Raw genomic sequence first — 22,856 nt, 5'->3', positions numbered from 1 at the left:
CAGCGCCCCGCCTCCGCCGCTTTACTCAGCGATACGTTCCGCCAGCCGCTGATCCATGATCACTACCGTCTTGCCCAGTTCGAGATCATTGTCCTGCGAGTCAGTTGCCGACAGGCCCACGCTCGGACGACGCTCGCCTATGGTGCCCGAACGCAAGCCACTGACCGCGGCGCCGTTGGCGAGCCACTCAGGCAAGTCGTCGGCGCTCAGGCGACGTCCGATAGCGGGCCTGAGTCCGTGGCGATCCATATAACGGAGCATGGCCTCCAGATCGTCACGGCTGCCGACGCTGATCCCTTCCAGATGCAGCAACTTGCGAATCGCCGGTCCCACCAGATCACCCTCGACACGGCCACTCTCGAGAAAGCCCACCAGGGCGACATGCCCATTGGTAGCCATGGACGGCAGAATGGCATCGACCAGAAACTGCCCGCCCACCACATCGATGGCACGCCCTACGCCCACGGACTCGGTGATGGCCATCACCTGGGACGCCACGTCGGCCGCCCCGCCCTCCCGACCGATCACCGCTACCGCGCCTAGATCCCTGAGCCGTGATGCCAGAGCGGGTCGCGACGTCACCACGATAGGCCGAGCACCGGCCGCAGCCGCCATCTGCAGGGCCTGCAGCGACACGTTGCCGGTTCCCGCCAACAGCAGGTAACGGCCCTTCAGCTCATCCAGGTCGCCAAGCGACTTCCAGGCCGTGACGCCGGAGATCGCCAATGCAGCGGCTTCCTCGAGCCGCCAGCCAGTTGGCACGGCAACCAGCGCACGACGGGGAACGATGACCTCCTCCGACAACCAGCCATCACCAGGACCGCCCAGCTTTGAGACGTGATAGGACTCCTTGAAAGCACCAGATATCCAATCGATGGTGTAGTGGCCGAGCACCGGTTGTCCCACCTCGAGATCAACGACATCCCTTCCCGTTTCCAGCACCACCCCGGAGCCTTCTGACAGCGGCACGAAGGGGCGTGGCATCTGCGGCAGATAGCTGCCGTCCTGCAGCGCCCTGTCGCGGTAGTTCAGCCCCACTGCAGCGACCCTGACACGCACTTCTTCACTGGCCAGGTCACGGCGTGCTACCTGGTATTCATGGATTCCTTCAGGCCCCACCCTGTCAGAGCGGAATTGACGAAAGTGACGTAGCGATACCAATGGACGTAGACGAGCTTCCAGTAACATGGGAACAACCTCCTCGTTGGTCTTCCCCTATCCTGGCCCGTCCGAGACCAGCGCAGTAGCGAAGCTCACGGAGTACTGTCTTGCGCTAGACTCAACAATAAGGCCCCGACACCCAGCCGACGCCTGGACCTTACCGCGCCTAAGCAAGGTCATGGTCTCTGAAAGGTGGTCATCCACACCAGGAGTTCGCCCGTCGTGGCGCCACACGTGCCTCTGTTTGCGTGAGGTCGGCAGGAAGACTTGGGCGAAACCGACTGCATCGACCCTGGCCCCATGGCGACTCGTGCAATGACCAACCCCTGCCTCTGGACGAGAGTGCACCATGCCATCCCATCACGACACACTGGTCGCTGGACTGCTTGCCCTGGTTGAAGTGGCAAGATATGGCTCACTGCGTGCGGCCGGCGAGCAACTCAACCTCACCAGCGGCGCGGTCAGCCGTCGCCTCGATGCGCTGGAGTCTCGGCTCGGGACGAAGCTGTTGCACCGGTCCACCCGTGAGGTTTCCCTGACCCTGGCGGGCCGCACCTACCTGGAACGCGCTGTCCCTGCTCTACGGTTACTCGACAAGGCGGCGGATACCTTGCAGGACATCAGTGACCGACCGCGAGGACTGATCCGCCTATCACTACCGGTCAATTTCGGCCGAATCCATATTGCGCCCTTCCTCCCCGAATTTCTCGAACGCCATCCAGACATTGAAGTGGACGCCGACTTCGACGATCGCTTTGTCGATATCGCCTCGTCCGGGCACGATCTGGCAGTGCGAGTCGGGGTGCTCGAGAACTCTCGCTTGGTCGCCCACCCCTTGGCCGCAGATCAGCGCATGCTGGTGGCGTCGAGGGTCTACCTTCAACGCCACGGCATACCACGTCACCCATTGGACCTGCTGCATCACAACTGCCTTCACTACACACGTTTCCAGGGTATTCAGCGCTGGCCACTTCGCCGTGGCGACGAGGTTCACAATGTGCCGGTCAGCGGAAGCTACAGAGCGAACTATGGGCACGCACTGGTGATCGCGGCAGAGGCAGGTATCGGCATCCTTCATACCTCCCGTTCCATCGTCGGGTCCTCGCTGGAAGCCGGCAGGTTGCTCCCCGTGCTCGAGGACTGGTCGCTGCCAGACATCAGCATCCACGCGCTGCTTCCAGGACGGGATCCTCCAATGCGGGTACGAGAATTGCTCGATCACCTGAAGGACTCAATACCCACATCACTGGCGACAGCCGGCGCGACAGGTTTGCACACCGACAAGACGTCGCCCCCCCTTTTGGACTAGGGTGTTGTCAGCGACAGCTAAGGGGCAGGGTTCGCAGCGATCCGTGGCTCAGCGAATACAAAGGAACCTGGGATGATTGTCGCTGGAATGGGCTTGCATGACACCCTTGCATGAGACCCTTGCATGAGACCCTTGTTACGCCCTCGACATGGGGGGAATAGCACGAGCTTCCACTGGCAAAGGGTGAGACAGACAGCAACAGCGGCGGGGTTGGCAAGAACTGCAATGAGAGCCACAGACACGGCCTCGTCAGCACCTGATTGTTTCACGTGAAACATGCCCCTACACTGGGCCGATTGCGTGACAGCAACCACCCTTACCCTTCGCACAGACCAGGTAGACCCATGGCCCCACGACTCGTCATTCTCGACCGTGACGGAGTGATCAATCAGGACTCCGACAACTACATCAAGTCGCTCGCCGAGTGGGTCCCCTACCCCAGCGCCATCACCGCCATCGCCCGTTTGTCCCAACAGGGCTGGACCGTCGCTGTTGCCACCAACCAGTCAGGCATCGCGCGCGGCTACTACGATGAAGCAACGCTTGAAGCCATGCACACCAGGATGCTGAGCCTGGTGGAGGCCGAGGGCGGTCGGATCGAGCATATCGCCTACTGCCCTCACATTAGCGAGGACCGCTGTGATTGCCGCAAACCCTTGCCCGGTCTGCTCCGCCAGATACAGGATGCGCTTGCACTCGACAGCCTGGAAGGCGCCTGGATGGTGGGCGACAGCTACCGAGATCTCGAGGCAGGCGCTGCCATGGGCTGCCGCCTTGCATTGGTGCGTACCGGCAAGGGCGGGCGCACACTAGCCAAGCATCCAGAACTTGGCCGGACAGACAGCGAGGCAGAGGTCCATGACGATCTGGCTGGTTTTGTCGACCAACTGCTGCAAGGAAACCTGGATACCTGAAAGCACTCTGCATCAGGCTCGCCCCCTCGTCACCCCTCGGCGAGCCTCCAGGCCTGGCCGACGACTTGGCTCTCCCTTCATCTGTCTGCAACTGCCGAGCCCCATGTTTCACGTGAAACATGGGCGCACGCATTTTTCGTATATCAACGTCCAAACAACAGGTTAGAGCACGGGAAAGCTCTTGCGACTTACCCGCCCGGGAGGTCGTGGTGCTCAACTGTCGGTCTTTCCGTGATGACTGCGAGTGCAATGTATAGAGCCCCCTTCAGTATCACAGAGCCCCCCGGACAGGTTCCCGCACGTTCCATATACCGCGACAACCAAGGCATCCAGTCTGAAGCGTGAGACTCCTCGAGTCCAAATAGCAGGAGGCGGAACACCTGACGTGGATAACAAGACGCAGGTAACAAGATCCAGGCAGCAAGACACAGATGGCAAGACGCGGATCGCAAGATGCGGATAGCCAGACACGGTCCCAGCCTTGGAATCTCAGGCCTGATGCCGTGATGTTTCACGTGAAACGTTGCGGAGGAGCGAGGCCACGGACGCAGCTCGATTATGGCTTGCCGTACGCTCTCGTCTGCTCCCCCTTCCCACCATCCCTTCCCCCCCCCCGTACCAACAGCTCCTTCCAACAACACCTCCATTCCTCCCTTTCTGATTCCCTCCTTCCATCCCCTTCTTTGAGATGACGCCAGGAGTATCGATACGCCGCCTTTTCGACCACTTCACATGTCAGCACGCAAGCCAGATACCTTCCTCCGAGTATCCGCCTGAAGCTCGGGTACTCCCCGTACTCGGCACGAATGCTGATATCGACCAGACATTTGATATCAAAGAGGCGTGAGTCCTGGCTTGAGCAGCTGACCTTATATCGCCAGATGTTTCACGTGAAACGTGCAGGCAGCGCCGCGATGTCCTCAAGCTCCTGCCCACCATACGATCGCCATGGTGACACCGCGCCTTCGTCTTTCCTCTACTGACATCCAGCTACGTCCACTGACTTCCATTGCCGACACACGCGCCCACTCACCACCCAATCACCGCGTTCGCCAGCAGAATCGGACGACCACAGCCCATGGCGTGCGGTCAGATGTGTATCTGCTCATTCGCGATACACCCTCGCCGGATGGCAATAGAAGCCTGGTGCACCCCGCCCTCTCATAGCGGGCCTTTCAAGAAACCAGCCACCCAGCCATCCAACCATCCGGCCGCTGGCAAACTACTGATACTAAAAAAGAAAAAACCCCGATCCTGAAGATCGGGGTTTTGTCGCGTGATGTTTCACATGAAACATCGAGGCCATGGGCCTGGGACTTCCTGCTGCACTAGATGTCCAGATTGGCCACCAGAGCGTTGCGCTCGATAAAGTCACGACGCGGTTCGACTTCATCACCCATCAGGGTGTTGAACATCATGTCGGCGGCAACGGCATCTTCGATGGAAACCCGCAGCATACGCCGCGTATTGGGATCCATGGTGGTTTCCCACAACTGCTCCGGGTTCATCTCGCCCAGGCCCTTGTAGCGCTGGATCGACAGACCACGCTGTGCCTCGTTCATCAGCCAATCCAGCGCCTCATAGAAGGTCTTGACCGGCTTCTTGCGCTCACCACGGGCGATATAGGCGCTCTCTTCCAGCAGCCCATCCAGTGTCTCACCGAGGCCAGCGATGGCGCGATAGTCGGCGCTGGTGAAGAAGTCCAGGCCCCAGACGTAGTCGGTGGTCACGCCATGGGCAATCAAGGTTACCGCCGGCAGGAAGAACCCGCGTTCATTGTCTTCCTGCAACGAGAAGGTGTAACGCGGTCCGCCCTCGTAGGCCACCAGATCGTCCATTTCCTTCTGCAGGAACTCGATCCAGTTCTGCATGGTGCCGCGATCACGAAGGCTGTTTTCGCCGTCAAGATGTGCCGCATGGACGATCTTGCGCAGCACCTCGCTGGGATAGACCCGCGACAGACGATCGATGCGCTTCATTACATCACGGTACTGGTTCACCAGAGTCTCAAGCTGAGCCCCGCTGATTCCTGGCGCATCTTCACTGACGCACAACCGCGCTCCGTCCAGGGCGGTGGTGGTCAGGTAGTCGATCATCGCCTGCTCATCCTTGAGGTAGAGCTCCTGCTTGCCACGCTTGATCTTGTACAGCGGCGGCTGGGCGATAAACACATGCCCGCGCTCGATCAACTCCGCCATCTGACGGAAGAAGAACGTCAACAGCAGGGTCCGAATATGCGAACCGTCCACGTCAGCATCGGTCATGATGATGATCGAGTGATAGCGCAGCTTGTCCGGATTGAACTCCTCACGGCCAATGCCACAGCCCAGGGCAGTGATGAGCGTCCCGACTTCCGCAGACGACAGCATCTTGTCGAAGCGGGCCTTCTCGACGTTGAGGATCTTGCCCTTGAGCGGCAGGATAGCCTGGGTACGCCGGTCACGCCCCTGCTTGGCACTACCCCCGGCCGAGTCACCCTCGACCAGGTAGAGTTCGGACAGACCGGGGTCCTTTTCCTGACAGTCGGCCAGCTTGCCGGGCAGCCCTGCGATGTCCAGGGCACCCTTGCGGCGGGTCATATCACGCGCCTTGCGCGCCGCCTCGCGGGCCCTGGCAGCGTCCAGCATCTTGTTGACGATGGCCTTGGCTTCGTTGGGCTTCTCTACCAGATACTCCGAGAAAGACCGACCAAGTTCTTGTTCTACCGCAGTTTTTACCTCGGAAGAGACCAGCTTGTCCTTGGTCTGGGAGGAAAACTTCGGGTCCGGCACCTTGACCGAGATGATCGCGGTCAGGCCCTCACGGGCGTCGTCACCGGAGGTGTTCACCTTGGTCTTCTTCAGCAACCCTTCCGCTTCAATATAGTGATTGAGCGTACGAGTCAGTGAAGCGCGGAAACCGGCCAGGTGGGTACCGCCATCCCGCTGAGGGATGTTGTTGGTGTAGCAGAAGATGTTCTCGGCGAAGGTATCGTTCCACTGCATCGCCACCTCAACCGCCACGCCATCTTCCCGCTCCACATTGAAGTGGAAGACGGGGTTGAGAACGGTCTTGTTGGTGTTGAGGTGGTCGACGAAGGCCTTCAGGCCACCTTCATAGTGAAACAGCTCTTCCTTGCCGCTACGCTCGTCCAGCAGGCGGATAGCCACACCAGAATTCAGAAACGACAGCTCACGCAGACGCTTGGCCAGAATATCGTAGTGAAACTCGATATTGGCGAAGGTCTCGGGAGACGGACGGAAGTGCACCCGCGAACCGGTCTGCTCGGTCTGCCCCACCACAGCCAGCGGCGACTCGGGGACACCGTGACGATAGATCTGCTCGTGGACCTTGCCAGCACGCCAGATGGTCAGCTTGAGCTCTTCAGACAGCGCATTGACCACCGAGACACCGACGCCGTGCAGGCCGCCAGATACCTTGTAAGAGTTGTCATCGAACTTACCGCCCGCGTGCAACACCGTCATGATCACTTCGGCCGCCGATACGCCTTCCTCTTCATGAATATCGGTAGGAATGCCACGGCCATTGTCACTGACGGTGATCGACTCATCCGGATGGATGATCACCCTGATCTCGCTACAGTGGCCGGCCAGCGCTTCGTCGATGGAGTTGTCCACCAGCTCGAACACCATGTGATGCAGGCCGGTACCATCATCGGTATCGCCGATGTACATCCCGGGCCGCTTGCGTACGGCATCCAGGCCTTTCAGTACCTTGATGCTCGATGAGTCGTAAGCATGTTCGCTCATTGACCACTCCGTCGTGAAGTCTGTCTGTCTATGGCCTGCAGCTGGCCGAAGCCGTCAGCGTCTTGTTTCACGTGAAACATTGCCATCGGCGTATCGGGTTGCCACAGGTCGGCCAGTACCTCGTGATCCACGCTGGTGATGAAGGCCTGGCAGCGCATCCGCTCCAGCCACTGGCAAAAGATCCTTCGGTGGTTCTGGTCCAGTTCGGCGGGCAGATCGTCGATCAAGTAGAGACAGGTCCTGCCTGTCATCTTCTCGAGTAACCGTCCCTGGGCAAGCTTCAGTGCGCTCACGACGAGTTTCTGTTGTCCTCGTGAAAGCACTTCGACCGCTGGTCGTTTGCCGAGTCGAATCGCCAGATCCGCTCGCTGGGGCCCCTGCTGGGTAAAGCCCATCTGACGATCGGTGTCGCGTCCCTGCTCGAGCACCTCGGCCAGATCTCGCTGTCGATCCCAGCCACGGCTATAGCGTAGCGTCAGCGATGGCAGTGAAATCAGCCCTTCCAGCGTTTCCTCGAATACCGGGATAAAGGTATCGATCCATTCCCTGCGCAGGATGTCCATGCGCTCGCCCGAAAGCGCCAGCTCATGCTCCCACACTGACAGGGATTGAGGCTCCATTCTACCATGCCTGAGCAGGGCATTCCGATGTTTCAGGGCGCGACGGAAACGCTGCCAGGCCTGCAGGAAGTCATGTTTCACGTGAAACACTCCCCAATCCAGGAACTCCCTCCTGCCGGCGGGAGATCCCTCCAGCAGGCGGAAGGCGTCGGGGTTGATCAACTGCAGGGGCAGGGTCTCCACCAGACGAGACACCCTGTCGAGTCGTTCACCGCCAATGCGCAGCGTCAATTCGCGCTCCTGACGCAGGCGGCGCAAACCGATCGATACAGGGGGATCACCGGCAAGGCGGCCATGCAGGACAAGGGCGTCAGCATCGTGGTGGAGTACCTGGGACAGCCGACGCGCCCGAAAGGACCGCCCCATGCCCAGCAGGTGGATACCTTCGAGCAGGCTGGTCTTGCCGCTGCCGTTGCTTCCAGTGATCAGGTTGATCCCGGAAGATGGTGAAATATCAAAGGCCTGCAAGTTTCGCAGGCCTTGAAACATCAAGCGGTCTAGCGCCATGGAAAGGCCTTGCTGGCAACGAATACCGTCACAGGCGCATCGGCATCACGACATAGAGGGCATCGCCGCCACCGGGTTCTTCCATCAGCGCACTGCTGTTGGGATCGCCCAGCGTCATCTGCACGCGATCCTCACCCACGGCGTTGAGCACGTCGATCAGATAGCCGACGTTGAAGCCGATCTCCATGGCCGGCCCGCTGTATTCGATGGCGATGTTTTCCTCGGCCTCTTCCTGCTCCGGGTTGTTGGCCATCACCCTCAGGTTGCCCTCTTCCAGATTCAGCCGCACCCCACGGTACTTCTCGTTGGAGAGGATGGCGGTACGCGACAGCACCTGACGCAACTCCGAACGTTCGGCGATGAAGACCTTGTCGCCGCCCTTGGGCACGACCCGCTCGTAGTCCGGGAACTTGCCGTCCACCAGCTTGGAGGTGAAGGTGAAGTCCCCAGTGTGAGCACGGATATGGGTAGAGCCCAGGGTCAGGCTGACAGGCTCTTCGGAATCGTCGAGCAGCCGTACCAGTTCGAGTACACCCTTGCGCGGAACGATCAGCTTCTGGGCCGACTCAATGTTGATCTCCACGGGGCGAGAGCTGACCGCCAGGCGGTGGCCGTCGGTAGCCACGGTGCGGACCAGGTTCGGGGCGAACTCCAGCAGCAGGCCATTCAGATAGTAGCGAACGTCCTGCTGCGCCATGGCGAAGGAGGTGGCGTCGATCAGCTGCTTGAGGGTCCCCCGCGGCAACGCCAGTTCGACACTGCTCTGACCATCTTCAATATTCGGAAACTCGGCGACCGGAAGCGTGGACAGGGTAAAGCGTGAACGGCCACTGCGCAGCACGGCCCGCCCGTCCTCGATGGACAGCTCCAGCTCGGACTGGTCTGGCAAGGACTTGCAGATGTCCATCAGCTTGCGCGCGGGCACCGTGATGGCGCCAGGCTCATCCACCTGGCTGGCCACGGTGCGGCCGACCAGTTCGACTTCCAGGTCGGTGCCGGTCAAGGCGACCTCGTCCTGTTCGACCTGGATCAGCACGTTGGAGAGCACCGGTAACGTCTGACGGCGCTCGACCACACCGGCCACCAGCGTCAGCGGGCGCAGCAGCGCTTCGCGGGAGATGGAAAATTTCATGTCGGCTCCACTTCTTGTCCGGGAGAGTGAGACGGTCACGCGGTTGATGACGTAGAGACGTTAACTGGTCAAAAGCCGCAACAGATTCTTGTAGTCTTCACGAATATCGGCGCTTTCTTCCTGCAGCGCCTGCACCTTGCGACAGGCATGTAGCACGGTGGTGTGGTCTCGGCCGCCGAAGGCGTCGCCGATTTCCGGAAGACTGTGATTGGTCAGTTCCTTGGCCAGGGCCATGGCGACCTGTCGCGGGCGCGCCACGGAGCGTGAACGCCGCTTGGACAGCAGGTCCGCCAGCTTGATCTTGTAGTACTCCGCCACGGTACGCTGGATGTTGTCCACGCCTACCTGCTTGTCCTGCAGAGCGAGCAGATCCTTGAGCGATTCGCGGATGAAGTCCTGGGTGATCGACTTGCCCATGAAGTGGGAATCGGCGATGACCTTCTTCAGCGCCCCTTCCAGTTCACGCACGTTGGAGCGAATCTTCTGGGCAATGAAGAAAGCCGCATCATGGGGTAGATCCACCTTGGCCTGGTCGGCCTTCTTCATCAGTATCGCCACCCGAGTCTCGAGCTCAGGCGGCTCTATCGCCACCGTCAGCCCCCAGCCAAAACGGGACTTGAGGCGCTCCTCGACGCCGCTGATTTCCTTCGGGTAGCGATCCGAGGTCAGGATCATCTGCTGGCCACCCTCAAGCAAGGCATTGAAGGTATGGAAGAACTCCTCCTGGGAGCGCTCCTTGCCGGCGAAGAACTGGATGTCATCGATCAACAGCGCGTCGACGCTGCGATAGAAGCGCTTGAAGTCATTGATGGCGTTGAGCTGAAGGGCCTTGACCATATCGGCGACAAAGCGCTCCGAGTGAAGATACACCACCCGAGCGTTCTCGCGACGCCCCGCCAGGGCATTGCCCACCGCATGCATCAGGTGGGTCTTACCGAGGCCGACGCCACCATACAGAAACAGCGGGTTGTAGGCTCCCCCTGGGTTCTCCGACACCTGGCGGGATGCCGCCCTGGCAAGCTGGTTGGACTTGCCCTCGACAAACGTCTCGAAGGTGAAGTTGGGATTCAGGCCACTGGAGTGCTTGAGACTGCCCTCGACCTGAACCTGACGTTCACCGCCAGGTGGACGCGTGACCGGCGCCTCACCGCCTTCGTCGCGCAGGCGGTCGACCTCGCGCTCATCCCCCACATCGCCGCGGGAGCTGGTGTGCACGGCCGCCGAGCGGGCCGGAGCGGCGGAGACAGGATCACCGAGTTCGCGAGTCTGGGGTGGGGCCGGCGCAGCGCGACGACTGCCCACCGTCAGCATCACCTTGGGCGGCTTGGCCGGCGCCAACTCCCGCATCAGTTCACTGATACGCTTGGCGTACTTGTCACTGACCCAATCGCGCACGAAGCGGTTGGGTGCCAGCAGCCTGAGCTGATTGGACTCCCCTTCTTCCGCCTGCAGAGGGCGAATCCAGGTGTTGAACTGCTGCGAGCTCAGTTCATCCTGAAGGGTTTGTAGACACTGTTGCCAGAGAGCGAGCGACACGCGAGCTACCTTGGTTGAAGAACGACCGCACATTGTAGCCTTGTCACCACGAGTTATCCACACGAGAACGGCACCGAAACCTAGCTGTGGAAAACCCTTGTACGCCATTCGGAGTTGTGCTGGAACAACTTGCTGGCGAACGAGTCCCTGTGGACAATCTCATCATTGATCCACCGGAACCACACCGCTCCTCCCCGCGGTCTCAACGTTTTCTCCACACTTTTATATGCAACGCAACATGTTGAAATTTCATACGTGAACACGCTTATCCACAAAAACTATCCCCAGTAGTAATAACAACATCAGTCAAGAACTTCTCTTTATTGTTATGTAGGCAGTGGGTCATGTCGCGAGGCCGGTCCCTGGTGGCTTGTTCACCCGCCGGTTCGGCTCGAGCAAGAGTTATCCCCAGCCGTCTGGGCCGGACTGGCAGGGGCGAACACCCTGAAACCTGCTTTCTGGCCCGCGAAAAGATTGCACCCAGGGCTTGAAATCACTAAAATATCCGGTCTTGAGCCGAATACCCCCGGGGGCCCGAGCGGATTCCGGGAGCCTCTGGATGTCTATCCGTTCCAAAAAACCACTGTGGGATTAACGAGTTATGAAGCGCACATTTCAACCGAGCGTTCTCAAGCGCAAGCGCGCGCACGGCTTCCGTGCTCGCATGGCCACCAAAAACGGCCGCGCCGTTCTGGCACGTCGCCGTGCCAAGGGCCGCAAGCGCCTGAGCGCCTAAGCGCAGGTCCTTCGTGGCCTGTCTGACCTTTCCCCGGCAATGCCGCTTGCTGACTGCCGGGGACTACCGCCAGGTGTTCGATGGGGCGGTCTACAAGGTTCACGGCAAGGGCCTGATGGCGTTGGCGATTCCCAATGACTTGGGACACCCTCGCCTGGGCCTGGTCTTCAGCAAGAAGAACGTACGCCGGGCCGTCGATCGCAATCGACTGAAACGACTGGCTCGTGAGTCCGTTCGGCATGCACAGCATCGACTTCCCGCCGTGGATATCGTCTTGCTGGCCAGGCGTGGCGTCAACGAGGTCGACAACGACACCGTGCTGCGCCAGCTGTTCGGCATGTGGCGTCGTCTCGAGCGCGAGGCCGAGAAGTCGACTCGTCCCTCGCGGACATCGACGACACCTCGCCACGCGAGTGACACCCGGGGTGACACTCGGTCACAGCCGAAGCAAAGCCGTAACTAGCAGCAAGAGGCTCTTCAATGCCGAACACACTTGGTCCGAGCATGAATGAGTCCCTCTTCCGGCCCCTTGACGTCACCTCTCGCGACGCGGAACGTTTCCGTACGAATACTGGCCTGCCTCCGGCAGGCTTTCGTGTATCTCATGTAGGCGTCTCGCGTGGCGCCATCGGCATGTTCACTTCCCTTCGGGCAGACCCTTCATGGACGTAAAACGACTACTCCTGCTGATCCCCCTGGCGGTGCTCGCCTACCTGATCATGGTGCAGTGGAACCAGGACTACGGTCAGCCGCCCAGCACCCCGGATGCTCCGGCGATCACCAGCAACGCGACCTCAAACGGTGCCGACGCCTCCACGTCGGAAGGCCTGGCGGCACCCAGCTCGGCCAATGATGTCGGCAGCGAGCTGCCCGGCAGCAGCGAGCCCGCTGCCAACAGTCGAGATCTCATTGCGGTCATCACCGACGTCCTCGACGTGCGTATCGACCCCCAGGGTGGCGACATCGTCTACGCCGCCCTCCCCCAGCATCTGATGAGCCAGGATGGGGATCGGCCCTACGTGCTGCTGTCCAACAACAGCACCCTGAGCTACGTCGCTCGCTCTGGACTGCAGCTTGACGGCAACAGCGGTCGTATCGCCTTCTCGCCCGAGAAGACCGAGTACCGCCTGGCCGACGGCCAGGACAGCCTGCAGGTGGACATGACCGCCACCGTCAATGGCATCGATATCGTCAAGCGTTTCACCTTCAGTCGTGACGACTACGCAGTCGACGTCAGCTACCTGCTTGCCAACGCTGGAGAGGAGCCGGTCAGCGCACGCTTCATCGGCCAACTGGCCCGCGACAACAACCCGGATCCGTCCACCGGCCCCAAGATGGGCATGCGCTCCTTCCTCGGCGCGGCGTACTCCTCACCGGAGAACCGCTACGAGAAGATCGACTTCGAGGACATCCAGGCAGGCAACTTCCAGAACCGCGAGGTCGAGGGCGGCTGGGTCGCGATCATCCAGCACTACTTCACCTCCGCCTGGGTACCGCCGCAGCAGCAGGACAACCTGTTCTACGCCGCCACCGACAGTCAGGACCGCAACGTGGCCGCCTTCGCCGGCCAGGCCCAGACCCTGGCACCGGGAGCCGACGCCACCCTGGGTGCCACCCTCTACATGGGCCCCAAGGTGCAGGAGCGGCTTGAGGCCGTGGCACCGAACCTGGAGCTGACCGTCGACTTCGGCTGGCTGTGGTTCATCGCCAATCCGCTGTTCTGGCTGCTCGATCACATCCACGATCTGATCGGCAACTGGGGCTGGTCCATCGTCATCCTGACCATCATGGTCAAGGCTGCCCTGTGGCCGCTGTCTGCCAAGGCCTACAAGTCCATGGCACGCATGCGCAAGCTGGGCCCGGAAATGCAGCGTCTCAAGGAACGCTTCGGCGACGACCGCCAGAAGATGTCCCAGGAGATGATGAAGTTCTACCAGAAGGAAAAGATCAATCCGCTGGGCGGCTGTCTGCCGATCCTGATACAGATGCCGGTGTTCATCGCGCTGTACTGGATGCTGCTGGAGTCCGTGGAACTGCGTCACGCGCCCTTCATGCTGTGGATCCAGGACCTGTCGGTGAAGGACCCCTACTTCGTCCTGCCGATCCTGATGGGCGCCTCCATGTTCGTTCAGCAGATGCTCAACCCGACGCCTCCGGACCCGATGCAGGCGAAGATCATGAAGATGCTGCCGATCGTCTTCACCTTCTTCTTCCTGTGGTTCCCGGCCGGTCTGGTCATCTACTGGGTGTGCAACAACTGCATCTCGATCATTCAGCAGTACGTGATCACCCGCAAGATCGAGGAAGACCCCAGCGTCGGCAAGGGCATGAACACCAAGTAAGTCCTCATGCATGACGCTTCCAGACCCCCGCTTCGGCGGGGGTCTGGCGTTTCAGGGCCCGCACCTCTGGCCACAGCCGTTGGCCACACCAGCCGGACTGGCAAAGCCAGGCGCTGCGCCTGACAATACGCCCGATCATCAAGGAGTCTGACCATGACCACGCCTCTCTACACCCAGGACAGCATCTGCGCCCTCGCCACGCCGCCGGGTCGGGGCGGCGTCGGCATCATACGCGTCTCGGGGCCTGCCTGTGGCGCGATTGCCAGCGCCATGCTGGGCCAGGTACCGGACGCGCGCCAGGCCTTCTACGGACCGTTCAGGGGCGATAACGGGGTAATCGATGAAGGCATCGCGCTGTTTTTCGAAGGGCCACACTCCTTCACCGGCGAAGACGTGCTGGAACTTCAGGGTCACGGCGGCCCGGTGATCATGGACATGCTGCTCGAGCGCTGTGTGGCGCTGGGGGCGCGACTGGCCCGCCCGGGCGAGTTCTCCGAGCGCGCCTTTCTCAATGACAAGCTCGACCTGGCTCAGGCCGAGGCCATCGCCGACCTGATCGACGCCAGCTCGCGTGGCGCCGCCGAAAATGCCTTGCGCTCCTTGCAGGGCGAGTTCTCCACCCGCGTGCAGTCGCTGGTCCAGGGCCTGATCGAGCTGCGCATGTACGTCGAGGCGGCCATCGACTTCCCCGAGGAGGAGATCGACTTCCTCGCCGATGGCCATGTCGCGGCCAAGCTTGGCGCGCTCATGACGGAGCTCGCCGAGGTGCGTCGCAGTGCCGGCCAGGGCGCACTGATGCGCGAAGGCATGAGCGTGGTCATCGCCGGACGGCCCAATGCCGGCAAGTCGAGCCTGCTCAATGCGCTGACCGAACAGGACACCGCCATCGTCACCGATATCGAGGGCACCACCCGGGACGTGTTGCGAGAACATATCCATCTGGACGGCATGCCGCTGCACATCATCGACACCGCCGGCCTGCGCGATACCCCCGACGCGGTGGAAAAGATCGGCGTGGCCCGCGCCTGGAGCGAAATCGAGAAGGCCGACCGGGTCCTGCTGCTGGTGGACGCCACCACCACCGAGGCCACCGACCCCATGGCCATCTGGCCGGAATTCGTCGAGCGCCTGCCGGACGCCTCACGCTTGACCCTGGTGCGCAACAAGGTGGACCAGAGCGGTGAAGCACCGGGACTCGATTTATCCACAACACCTCCTACGCTGCGGCTCTCCGCCAGATCACGTCAGGGTGTGGATAACCTCAAGTCTCACCTCAAGGAGATCATTGGCTTTCAGTCCACCACCGAAGGCCGCTTCTCGGCTCGGCGTCGTCACCTGGACGCCCTTGACCGCGCCCGAGAGGCCCTCGACAACGGCCATGCACAACTCGAAGGCTATGGCGCGGGCGAGCTGCTGGCCGAGGACCTGCGTGATGCCCAGCAGGCGCTGGGGGAGATCACCGGCGAGTTCAGCGCCGACGATCTGTTGGGTGAGATCTTCGGCAGCTTCTGTATCGGCAAGTGAATGCCTGAAAATGCACAAAAGCCTTTAAAGCAGACGCTACACCGATAGCGAGTACTTACCCACGTTCATGCGCCAGCGATCGCCTCGCCATCCCTTCAGTGATGGCGAAGCCACGCCTGGCGCCGACATGGGGCGCCTGAGGCGTCCGCCATCACTGGTGCCAGGCATCCGCCCCCCGACCGGCCGGACCGAGGGCTCGTCCAGGGCATCTGTCATACCCGCTACACTGTGGGCAGTGCCCCCTTGCCCACAGGAGTCCCCATGAAAGCTCTTCCCCTGGTTGTCGCAATGGCGCTAGGCAGCGTCTCGCTTTCCGCCCTGGCGGACTGGCAGCTGTCCGGTGACGATTCACGCCTGTGGTTCGGCTCGGTGAAAAACCAGAGCATAGGTGAGACCCACCACCTGGACGGTCTGTCCGGCGGTATCGACGATAGCGGCAAGGTCACCATCGAGGTGGCCACAGAATCGCTGGACACGGGCATCGATATCCGTGATGAACGGATGCTCGAGCACCTGCTGGCCGCGGCCAGCTTCGCGATCTCGGCCCAGGTAGATACCTCCAGCTTCGATTCACTTGGCGTAGGCGAGACCCTGGCGACCAGTATCCCGGTCGATATCAGTCTCGGCTCGGCGTCGACCGAGCAGGAGGCCCAGGTACTGGTGGCAAGACTCGCCGACACACGCTGGCTGGTGGTGTCGGATCAGCCGGTATGGCTAAGCGCAGAATCGCTGGGCTTCGAGGACGGCATCGCCGCCTTGCAGGAAATCGCTGGCCTCTCATCCATCGACCGAACCTCACCGGTGGGCTTTCGCTTGATGTTCGAGGCACCATGACCCGATTGGCGTCTGGCCAGATGACCAACGACCAGGCGCTACTCCTCGACCCACCAGCGCTGCTCGTGGCGCGCTGCGTCACCGAGCAGCGGTAGCCAGTCAGCGATGGCGGCCTGCATGCTGTCGCTGACACCCCAGGGCGGGTTGGCCACTAGCATCCCGCTGCCGTACATACCGTGGCTCGCCCCACCCGGGGGGTGCAGGATCACCTCGCTGCGCCATAGCTTGCGCACGCCGCTGGCTCGCAGCCTGTCCAACAGCTCCTGGTGGCGCCCGGCGGGCAGCAGTGGATACCACAACAGCAGCACCGCGTGGCGGACCTTGCCGAGGGCATGAATCATGGTCTCGGCGACCTCCTGGTACTCCGACTTGCGCTCAAAACTCGGGTCGACCAGCACGCACAGCCGCGGTGTCTTTACCGGAAGCAGTGACCTGAGCCCGGCCAGGCCGTCGCCATGCACGCGTCGAATATTCGCCTGCTGCCCTTCGCCTGCCAGTGACTGCCGGGCCAGGTGACCGTGCTCACCCGGGTGCAACTCGAACAGGGTCAATCGGTCCTGATCACGCAGCCGATGACCCAGCCACCAGGGCGAGCCCGGGTAGTGGGTCAATTGCTGTGGGCGCGGCTGAACGGAGTCGATCGCCTCAAGCCAGGTCGTCAGCAGTGGATTCTGCGCGCCCGCCTTGCCCGTCTCGGTGCGGCTGTCCCACAAGCGCTTGACGCCCGTCTGGTACTCCTTGAGCCGCGCGGTTTCTTCAGCCGCCAACGGATAGCTTCCTCGCCCGGCGTGAGTATCTATAAACGTAATAGCGCTATTTTTACGTAACAGATGATCGATCGTGGCGTAAAGCCACAAGTGTTTATGAACGTCGGCGAAATTGCCGGCATGATAGGCGTGCTGATAGGAAAGCATGGATGATAGGACCTGGTCGTGGGGCGAAAATCGTTCGCCGAGTCGATGGCGTTACGATAACAGCAAGTAGGGGTCTGCGTGCAGACGTATGGACTCATGACAGACATTAGGCTTTAACCGAGTAGGTACGCTTTACCCCCAACGAACCCGAGCCGTTGAACATCATGGAGCCGTCGCCAATTTTCGCTGTGACCAAGGTTGGGGCAGCAGCAGGGCTTGGGCGAAACAAGGCCAGGCCAGGAGAAATCTGGCGAGCCCTGGAGAGATCTAGAGGGTCCTGGAGAGACCGGGCGGGAACGAAGAGATAGGCAGGAATCGAAAAGGCCCGCACCTCTGTCGAGAGGTGCGGGCCTTGCCGTTGCAGTCGCTGCAACGTCGCGACTTCAGCTACGGGCTATCGACGCAAGCGAGAGAAACCCACCGAGGTGGCGGGCCTCCCTCATACAGGTCAGGCGGCCGAGTCGCCTTACCCCTGCTGACCGGTCGGCGTCAGGGTAATCTCGACGCGACGGTTCTGGGCACGACCTTCTTCGGTGTTGTTGCTGGCGATCGGCTGGTTTTCACCGTAGCCGCTCACGTACAGACGACCGGAGGCAACACCCTGCCCCTGGAGAATAGAGAAGCCCGCCGAGGGGCAGGCCTCCCTCATACAGGTCAGGCAGCCGAGTCGCCTTACCCCTGCTGGCCGGTCGGCGTCAGGGTAATCTCGACGCGACGGTTCTGGGCACGACCTTCTTCGGTGTTGTTGCTAGCGATCGGTTGGTTTTCACCGTAGCCGCTCACGTACAGACGTCCGGAGGCCACACCCTGCCCCTGGAGGTAGCTGCCCACCGACTGAGCACGACGCTCGGACAGACGCTGGTTGTAGCTGGCGTCGCCGGTAGAGTCGGTGTGGCCGGCGATATTGACGCGGGTTTCCGGATACTGGGTCAGTACGTTGGCCACGTCGTTGAGGGCACTGGTGGCACCACCGGTCAGATCAGAGGAATCGAAGCCGAAGGTCACGCTGCTCGGCATATTGAGCACGATGTTGTCACCCTGGCGCTCCACGCCGATTCCGGTGCCCTGCATGCTCTGACGCAGTTGCTCTTCCTGGCGATCCATATAGACACCGATGCCACCGCCCACGGCGGCACCCGCGGCGGCACCAATCAAGGCACGGTCACGCTTGCTGGTACTGCCGTCGCCACTGATGGCGCCGGCTGCGGCACCGACGGCGGCACCCACAGCGGCGCCAATGCCGGTGTTGTTGCGATCGGTCTGGCCAGTGTAAGGATCCGTTGTGGAGCAGCCAGCCAGAATCACGGCGGCTGCCAGCGGGGCGATCAGTCGAGTCTTGCTGCTCATGGCGTCAACGTCTCCTTCCATGTGGTACATCATCCCTTTCAGTCTTCGCTGAACAGGGTCAAAAGGTCGTTCAAGAATAATAGACCTTGCGCAGAAGCTTGAACCCTGGCGGCGTCTTGCACAATAAGTCCCTTTTCACGCGCCTTGTCGATCTTTGGCGACAACTCTGCCACAGAGCGTCCTGTGTGTGCACACCAGGTATCCAGCGATACCCCGTCGACCAGTCTCAGTGCGTTCATCGCGAATTCCAGCGCCACCTCGTCGGGCTTCACCCGCCGGTGACCGGCCACGAAACCCCGTGGGTCCTGATGTCGCCGCAGGTAAGCCTCGGGCTGGCGAGTCTTCCAGCGACGCTCGATGTGGAAGCCCGACTCGCCCGGCTGGCTGATCTTGCCGTGGGCACCGGCGCCGATCCCCAGATAGTCGCCGAAGCGCCAGTAGTTGAGGTTGTGACGCGCCCGACGCCCGGGCTTCGAGTAGGCCGAGATCTCATAGCGTTGAAACCCTGCCGCCTCGAGACGCTCGTGGCCCAGGTCCTGGATATCCCACAGCACCTCTTCTTCCGGTAGCCGCGGTGGCTTGGCATGAAACTCGGTATTGGGCTCCAGCGTCAGCTGATACCAGGACAGGTGTTCCGGCGCCAGCGTGATGGCCCGCTCCAGGTCGGCAAGCGCGAGCTCCGGGGTCTGCCCCGGCAAGCCATGCATCAAGTCCAGATTGAGATTGTCGAATCCGGCTCGGCGAGCCTCATCGAAGGCGCGCTCGGCGTCCTCGCCGCCATGGATACGACCCAGCGCCGAGAGCTGTGCGTCGTGAAAACTCTGCACGCCAAGCGACAGCCGGTTTATGCCGGCACGGCGATAGTCGGCAAAGCGGCCACGCTCCAGCGTTCCCGGGTTGGCTTCCAGCGTAATTTCGATATCCGAGGCGAAAGGCACCAGCTGGCTCGCCGTATCCAGCAATCGGCGATAGAAATCTCCAGACATCAGACTCGGCGTGCCGCCGCCGATGAAGATGCTGACCAGCTCGCGTCCGTCGGCAAGCCTGGCATCGCTGCGCAGGTCGTCGATCAACGCCGCCAGATAGGCCTCTTCGGGGAGTTCGGCGCCGCGCCCGACACCGTGGGAATTGAAGTCACAGTAGGGACACTTGCGCACGCACCAGGGCACATGGACATACAGCGCCAGCGGCGGAAGACGAGACACCATCACGAACTCGACCGACGCTCGAGTTCGAGCAGCAGCGCCGAGAGGGCGCGACCGCGATGACTCAGTCGGTTCTTCTCCGCCGCGCCGAGTTCAGCGGCGCTGGCGCCCTGATCCGGCAGCCAGAACAGTGGGTCATAGCCAAAGCCGCCCTCACCGCGCGGATGGGCCAGGATCTCGCCACGCCAGTCGGCCTGGACAATCAGTGGCACTGGATCCTCGGGATGCTCGAGCAGCACCAGCACGCACCAGTAGCTGGCACCACGACTCCCTTCGGGCACCTCGGCCATGGCCTCGAGCAACTTGTCGTTATTGCGACCGTCGTCCTTGGGTTCACCGGCAAAGCGGGCGGAATAGATACCGGGGCGACCATCGAGTGCATCCACGGCGAGCCCGGAGTCGTCGGCCAGCGCCGGCAGGCCGCTGATACGGCTGGCTTCCCTCGCCTTGAGCAGGGCATTTTCGACAAAGGTCAGTCCCGTTTCCTCGACCTCGGGAACGGCAAACTCCGACTGGGCGTGAACCTTGATGCCCAGTGGCGCCAGCAGCGCGCCCAGTTCCTTGAGCTTGCCGGCGTTTCCACTGGCCAGCACCAGTTCGGTAAGTTGACTCATGGCGTCGCTCTTGATGGGTAGTTCGATAGAAGACACGTCGGCACTATGCCGGCATGTTTGCCTATACTCTATCATGCGCGGTTTGAATGCCGTTTAAGCACAAAGTTGGAAAAAAGATTCAAAAAATACCGGGAAACTGTCCGAAAATTCGCTATTTTCTAGGACCAAGGTATGAAATTTTTCGGTACAACCGTGTATCAAGCCTAACTTTACTGTGCAGTAGTTACAGAACCTTACAAAATGAATGAAATAGGCCCATAATGGTCACCACTTACTAGTCATACCCATCCCTGTCAGCAGGCGTCTGCGGGTGCACGGAGACACGACGATGAGCAACAACACAGGACAGATAGTGCTGGTGACTGACCACAACCCTCAGTCACTGCTCTTCATCAACTATATCAAGGACCAATTCCACTGCCCTGTCTCCATCGCCGCCCCCGCCGACACCATCGAGATCGATGACAGTCAGCAGGTGCTGGTATTGATGGACGCCGACCACGTCGACGACGCCGCCATGCAGCATTGGCAGGACGTCAGTGCACGCCACAGCGGCCTGTTACTCACCGCCTTCAACCTGCGTGACGAAGAGCATGCGCTGGAGGTGCTGTCCTTCATGCATCTGCGAGGAGTCTTCTATCGTCAGGACAGCCTCGACAGTATCTGCAAGGGCATCGCCAAGCTGTTCGAGACCGACGATCTGTGGATGTCGCGCTCGCTGATGACTCGCCTGATCGAGTTTTCCCGCCGCCAGCAGCTCAATGCCTATCGACCGGCCTGTGGCCTGACCCAGCGCGAGATGGAGATCATCGGACTGCTGGGCTCCGGCGCCTCCAACATGGAAATTGCCGAACGCCTGTGCGTCAGCGAACACACCGTAAAGTCTCACCTGTACAACGTGTTCAAGAAGATTCGCGTCAGCAATCGCCTGCAGGCGGTCAACTGGGCACGCCAGAATCTCGGCGCACCGCCACCTCGACGCTCCACTGCGACACGATAAGGCTCGACGACCGAGCCCCGGACCTACGGGGGCACAGACGCCTCTCGGCCGAGATCGAGCAACGGAATGAAGCGACTGCATCGACAACACAGGTGCAGCCAACAAGGACGCCGGCATCGCCGGCGTCCTTGTTGGTGGAGAAAGATACCTGGCTGGTCTCTCACAGCACGCGTATGTGCTCTTCGATCAGGCTGGCCAAGGTCTCCGCCGCATTGTCGGCCGTGCTGTCCAGCCTCACCAGGTGCAGGCGTTCCTCGTCGGTGAAGTCTTCGAAGGCGTCCTGCTGTGCCGCCAGCACCGCCAGGCTCAACGATTCGTCTCGCTCATTGCGCACCGCGCGTTTGCTGATGCGACGTCTTAGCGTCTCGTCGTCGGCCTCGAAGCTTACCAGCAGCACCGGAAGTCCCCTGGCCTCGGCCTGCCAGCGCAGCAGCTCGCGCTGCTTGCGCTCGAGGAAGGTGCCGTCGACACAGACCATGTAACCGGCGTCCAGCAGAATCCCGGCGCAGGCGGCCAGGCGCTGGTAGGTCTTGTCGGTGGCCTCGCGGGTATAGATATCCACAGGCAGATCGTCACTACCCTGTTGTGGATTGAATCCATGCAGCACCAGTCGCTGAACATCGGAGCTCAGTCGCACCGCACCCTGGCGTCCCACCAGGGTACGGGTGAAGCGGCTCTTGCCGCTGCCCGACACCCCGACGCCGATCACCAGCGGCGGAAAGCGGAACTCCGCGTGGCGCTCCGCCAGGGTCAGGTAGCGGCGGAAACTGTTCATGGTCTCGGCCATCAGCGACGGACGCTCCTGGCCGCTCACCTGGCGACGCTGCAGCGCACGGCGCATGCCCGCCATGGACTCGATGACCTGCAACAGTGACAGGATCCGTGCCAGCTCGTAGTCGCCACTGCGACGTAGATAGCCATCCAGCGCCTGATGGGAGAGCGTCATCTCGCCACGCAGTTCGAGTTCCACCCTGAGACTCGCCAGGTCATGGCCGGGATCTGCCATCTCGGGATAGTCGAAGGGCTTGGGATCCTGGGCGGCACTCTGGGCGACCACCAGACGCCCGTTGTCACACAGACGTACGTCGGAGTACTCCATGTACCAACGGCTGGGACGCAGGCGATCCTTGCGCACCTCGATGATCGGAGCGAGACGATCGAATTCCTGATCCAGCCACACCTTGAGGGCGTCCAGGCGCTCGACGTCCTCGTCCCCGGTCAGCAGTGATCGACAGGCCGAGAACTCGGCCTCGCTGCGGTGCTTGAGCACCGTCAGCGGTTCCGGCAAATCGCTCTCCGGCGGCAACGGCTCGGCGTGAAACTCGGCCAGCGCGTCCAGCAGTTCTTCCAGGGTAAATGGCTCCAGCGCGGTGTCCGGCGAAGCGGCGTCATTGCCAGTCATGGTCGGCTCC

General features: G+C 61.4%; 19 protein-coding genes. 8 read left to right on the top strand and 11 right to left on the bottom strand.

Annotation, left to right across the window (positions count from 1 at the left end):
• Window positions 1-21 precede the first annotated feature (21 nt).
• The gene (locus NFI08_RS05685) at window positions 22-1,188 is read right to left on the bottom strand and encodes a zinc-binding dehydrogenase (protein WP_108449593.1); all 1,167 of its coding nucleotides are present in this window, start codon (window positions 1,186-1,188) and stop codon (window positions 22-24) included.
• 322 nt (window positions 1,189-1,510) lie between these two features.
• Here NFI08_RS05685 and NFI08_RS05680 point away from each other — a divergent pair, with 322 nt between their 5' ends.
• Both NFI08_RS05680 and gmhB read left to right on the top strand, forming a co-directional pair.
• Window positions 1,511-2,470, top strand: a complete 960-nt coding sequence (locus NFI08_RS05680; RefSeq protein ID WP_349587885.1) for a LysR family transcriptional regulator — start codon at window positions 1,511-1,513, stop codon at window positions 2,468-2,470.
• A gap of 344 nt (window positions 2,471-2,814) precedes the next feature.
• Complete coding sequence (gmhB, locus tag NFI08_RS05675) at window positions 2,815-3,384, top strand: D-glycero-beta-D-manno-heptose 1,7-bisphosphate 7-phosphatase (protein WP_108449591.1); 570 nt, start codon at window positions 2,815-2,817, stop codon at window positions 3,382-3,384.
• Window positions 3,385-4,712: 1,328 nt separating this feature from the next.
• On the opposite strand, the gene gyrB is transcribed toward gmhB, so the two are convergent.
• Genes gyrB through dnaA form a run of 4 tightly spaced genes read right to left on the bottom strand, consistent with a single transcriptional unit; the run spans window position 4,713 to window position 10,928 of the window.
• Entirely contained in the window at window positions 4,713-7,133 is a 2,421-nt protein-coding gene (gene gyrB, locus NFI08_RS05670; protein WP_045995091.1) for a DNA topoisomerase (ATP-hydrolyzing) subunit B, read from the bottom strand.
• Window positions 7,130-8,260 (bottom strand): DNA replication/repair protein RecF, encoded by a 1,131-nt coding sequence (gene recF / locus NFI08_RS05665; protein WP_045995090.1) that lies wholly within the window; start codon window positions 8,258-8,260, stop codon window positions 7,130-7,132. Before recF ends, gyrB begins: the two co-directional genes overlap by 4 nt.
• A 28-nt stretch (window positions 8,261-8,288) precedes the next feature.
• Entirely contained in the window at window positions 8,289-9,392 is a 1,104-nt protein-coding gene (gene dnaN / locus NFI08_RS05660) for a DNA polymerase III subunit beta (protein ID WP_045995089.1), read from the bottom strand.
• 60 nt (window positions 9,393-9,452) lie between these two features.
• Window positions 9,453-10,928 (bottom strand): chromosomal replication initiator protein DnaA, encoded by a 1,476-nt coding sequence (gene dnaA, locus NFI08_RS05655; RefSeq protein ID WP_045995088.1) that lies wholly within the window; start codon window positions 10,926-10,928, stop codon window positions 9,453-9,455.
• A gap of 601 nt (window positions 10,929-11,529) precedes the next feature.
• On the opposite strand from dnaA, the gene rpmH reads away from it, so the two are divergent.
• From rpmH to NFI08_RS05630, 5 genes are all read left to right on the top strand, one after another.
• Window positions 11,530-11,664: a 50S ribosomal protein L34 gene (rpmH, locus tag NFI08_RS05650; RefSeq protein WP_008959105.1), complete on the top strand. Its 135-nt coding sequence runs from the start codon at window positions 11,530-11,532 to the stop codon at window positions 11,662-11,664.
• 13 nt (window positions 11,665-11,677) lie between these two features.
• A complete protein-coding gene (rnpA, locus tag NFI08_RS05645; RefSeq protein ID WP_083970680.1) occupies window positions 11,678-12,127 on the top strand; it encodes a ribonuclease P protein component in 450 nt (149 codons plus the stop codon).
• Window positions 12,128-12,326: 199 nt separating this feature from the next.
• On the top strand, window positions 12,327-14,006 hold the full coding sequence (gene yidC / locus NFI08_RS05640; protein WP_108131947.1) for a membrane protein insertase YidC: 1,680 nt from the start codon (window positions 12,327-12,329) through the stop codon (window positions 14,004-14,006).
• A 153-nt stretch (window positions 14,007-14,159) separates the two neighbouring features.
• Complete coding sequence (gene mnmE / locus NFI08_RS05635; protein WP_349587874.1) at window positions 14,160-15,530, top strand: tRNA uridine-5-carboxymethylaminomethyl(34) synthesis GTPase MnmE; 1,371 nt, start codon at window positions 14,160-14,162, stop codon at window positions 15,528-15,530.
• Window positions 15,531-15,791: 261 nt separating this feature from the next.
• A complete protein-coding gene (locus NFI08_RS05630) occupies window positions 15,792-16,364 on the top strand; it encodes a YceI family protein (protein ID WP_124804526.1) in 573 nt (190 codons plus the stop codon).
• 38 nt (window positions 16,365-16,402) lie between these two features.
• Here NFI08_RS05630 and NFI08_RS05625 read toward each other — a convergent pair whose 3' ends face one another.
• From NFI08_RS05625 to rdgB, 5 genes are all read right to left on the bottom strand, one after another.
• Complete coding sequence (locus NFI08_RS05625; protein ID WP_349587870.1) at window positions 16,403-17,278, bottom strand: 23S rRNA (adenine(2030)-N(6))-methyltransferase RlmJ; 876 nt, start codon at window positions 17,276-17,278, stop codon at window positions 16,403-16,405.
• A 466-nt stretch (window positions 17,279-17,744) separates the two neighbouring features.
• On the bottom strand, window positions 17,745-17,927 hold the full coding sequence (locus tag NFI08_RS05620) for an OmpA family protein (protein ID WP_502881031.1): 183 nt from the start codon (window positions 17,925-17,927) through the stop codon (window positions 17,745-17,747).
• A gap of 23 nt (window positions 17,928-17,950) precedes the next feature.
• A complete protein-coding gene (locus NFI08_RS05615; RefSeq protein WP_222516263.1) occupies window positions 17,951-18,625 on the bottom strand; it encodes a YiaD family glycine zipper/OmpA-like lipoprotein in 675 nt (224 codons plus the stop codon).
• Between the two features lie 38 nt (window positions 18,626-18,663).
• The gene (hemW, locus tag NFI08_RS05610; protein WP_222516264.1) at window positions 18,664-19,833 is read right to left on the bottom strand and encodes a radical SAM family heme chaperone HemW; all 1,170 of its coding nucleotides are present in this window, start codon (window positions 19,831-19,833) and stop codon (window positions 18,664-18,666) included.
• Window positions 19,833-20,444: an RdgB/HAM1 family non-canonical purine NTP pyrophosphatase gene (gene rdgB / locus NFI08_RS05605; protein ID WP_045992730.1), complete on the bottom strand. Its 612-nt coding sequence runs from the start codon at window positions 20,442-20,444 to the stop codon at window positions 19,833-19,835. Before rdgB ends, hemW begins: the two co-directional genes overlap by 1 nt.
• 328 nt (window positions 20,445-20,772) lie before the next feature.
• Here rdgB and NFI08_RS05600 point away from each other — a divergent pair, with 328 nt between their 5' ends.
• Entirely contained in the window at window positions 20,773-21,444 is a 672-nt protein-coding gene (locus NFI08_RS05600; protein ID WP_045992729.1) for a LuxR C-terminal-related transcriptional regulator, read from the top strand.
• A 160-nt stretch (window positions 21,445-21,604) separates the two neighbouring features.
• On the opposite strand, the gene NFI08_RS05595 is transcribed toward NFI08_RS05600, so the two are convergent.
• Window positions 21,605-22,846, bottom strand: coding sequence for a P-loop nucleotide/nucleoside kinase family protein (locus tag NFI08_RS05595; protein WP_045992728.1), 1,242 nt, complete (start codon window positions 22,844-22,846; stop codon window positions 21,605-21,607).
• Between the last annotated feature and the right edge of the window lie 10 nt (window positions 22,847-22,856).

The sequence above is a fragment of the Halomonas sp. EF61 genome, assembly GCF_040147045.1.
Taxonomy (GTDB): domain Bacteria; phylum Pseudomonadota; class Gammaproteobacteria; order Pseudomonadales; family Halomonadaceae; genus Halomonas; species Halomonas litopenaei.
The sequence above is the reverse complement of the archived record's forward strand: the minus strand, read 5'-3'. Positions and strand labels throughout refer to the sequence as shown.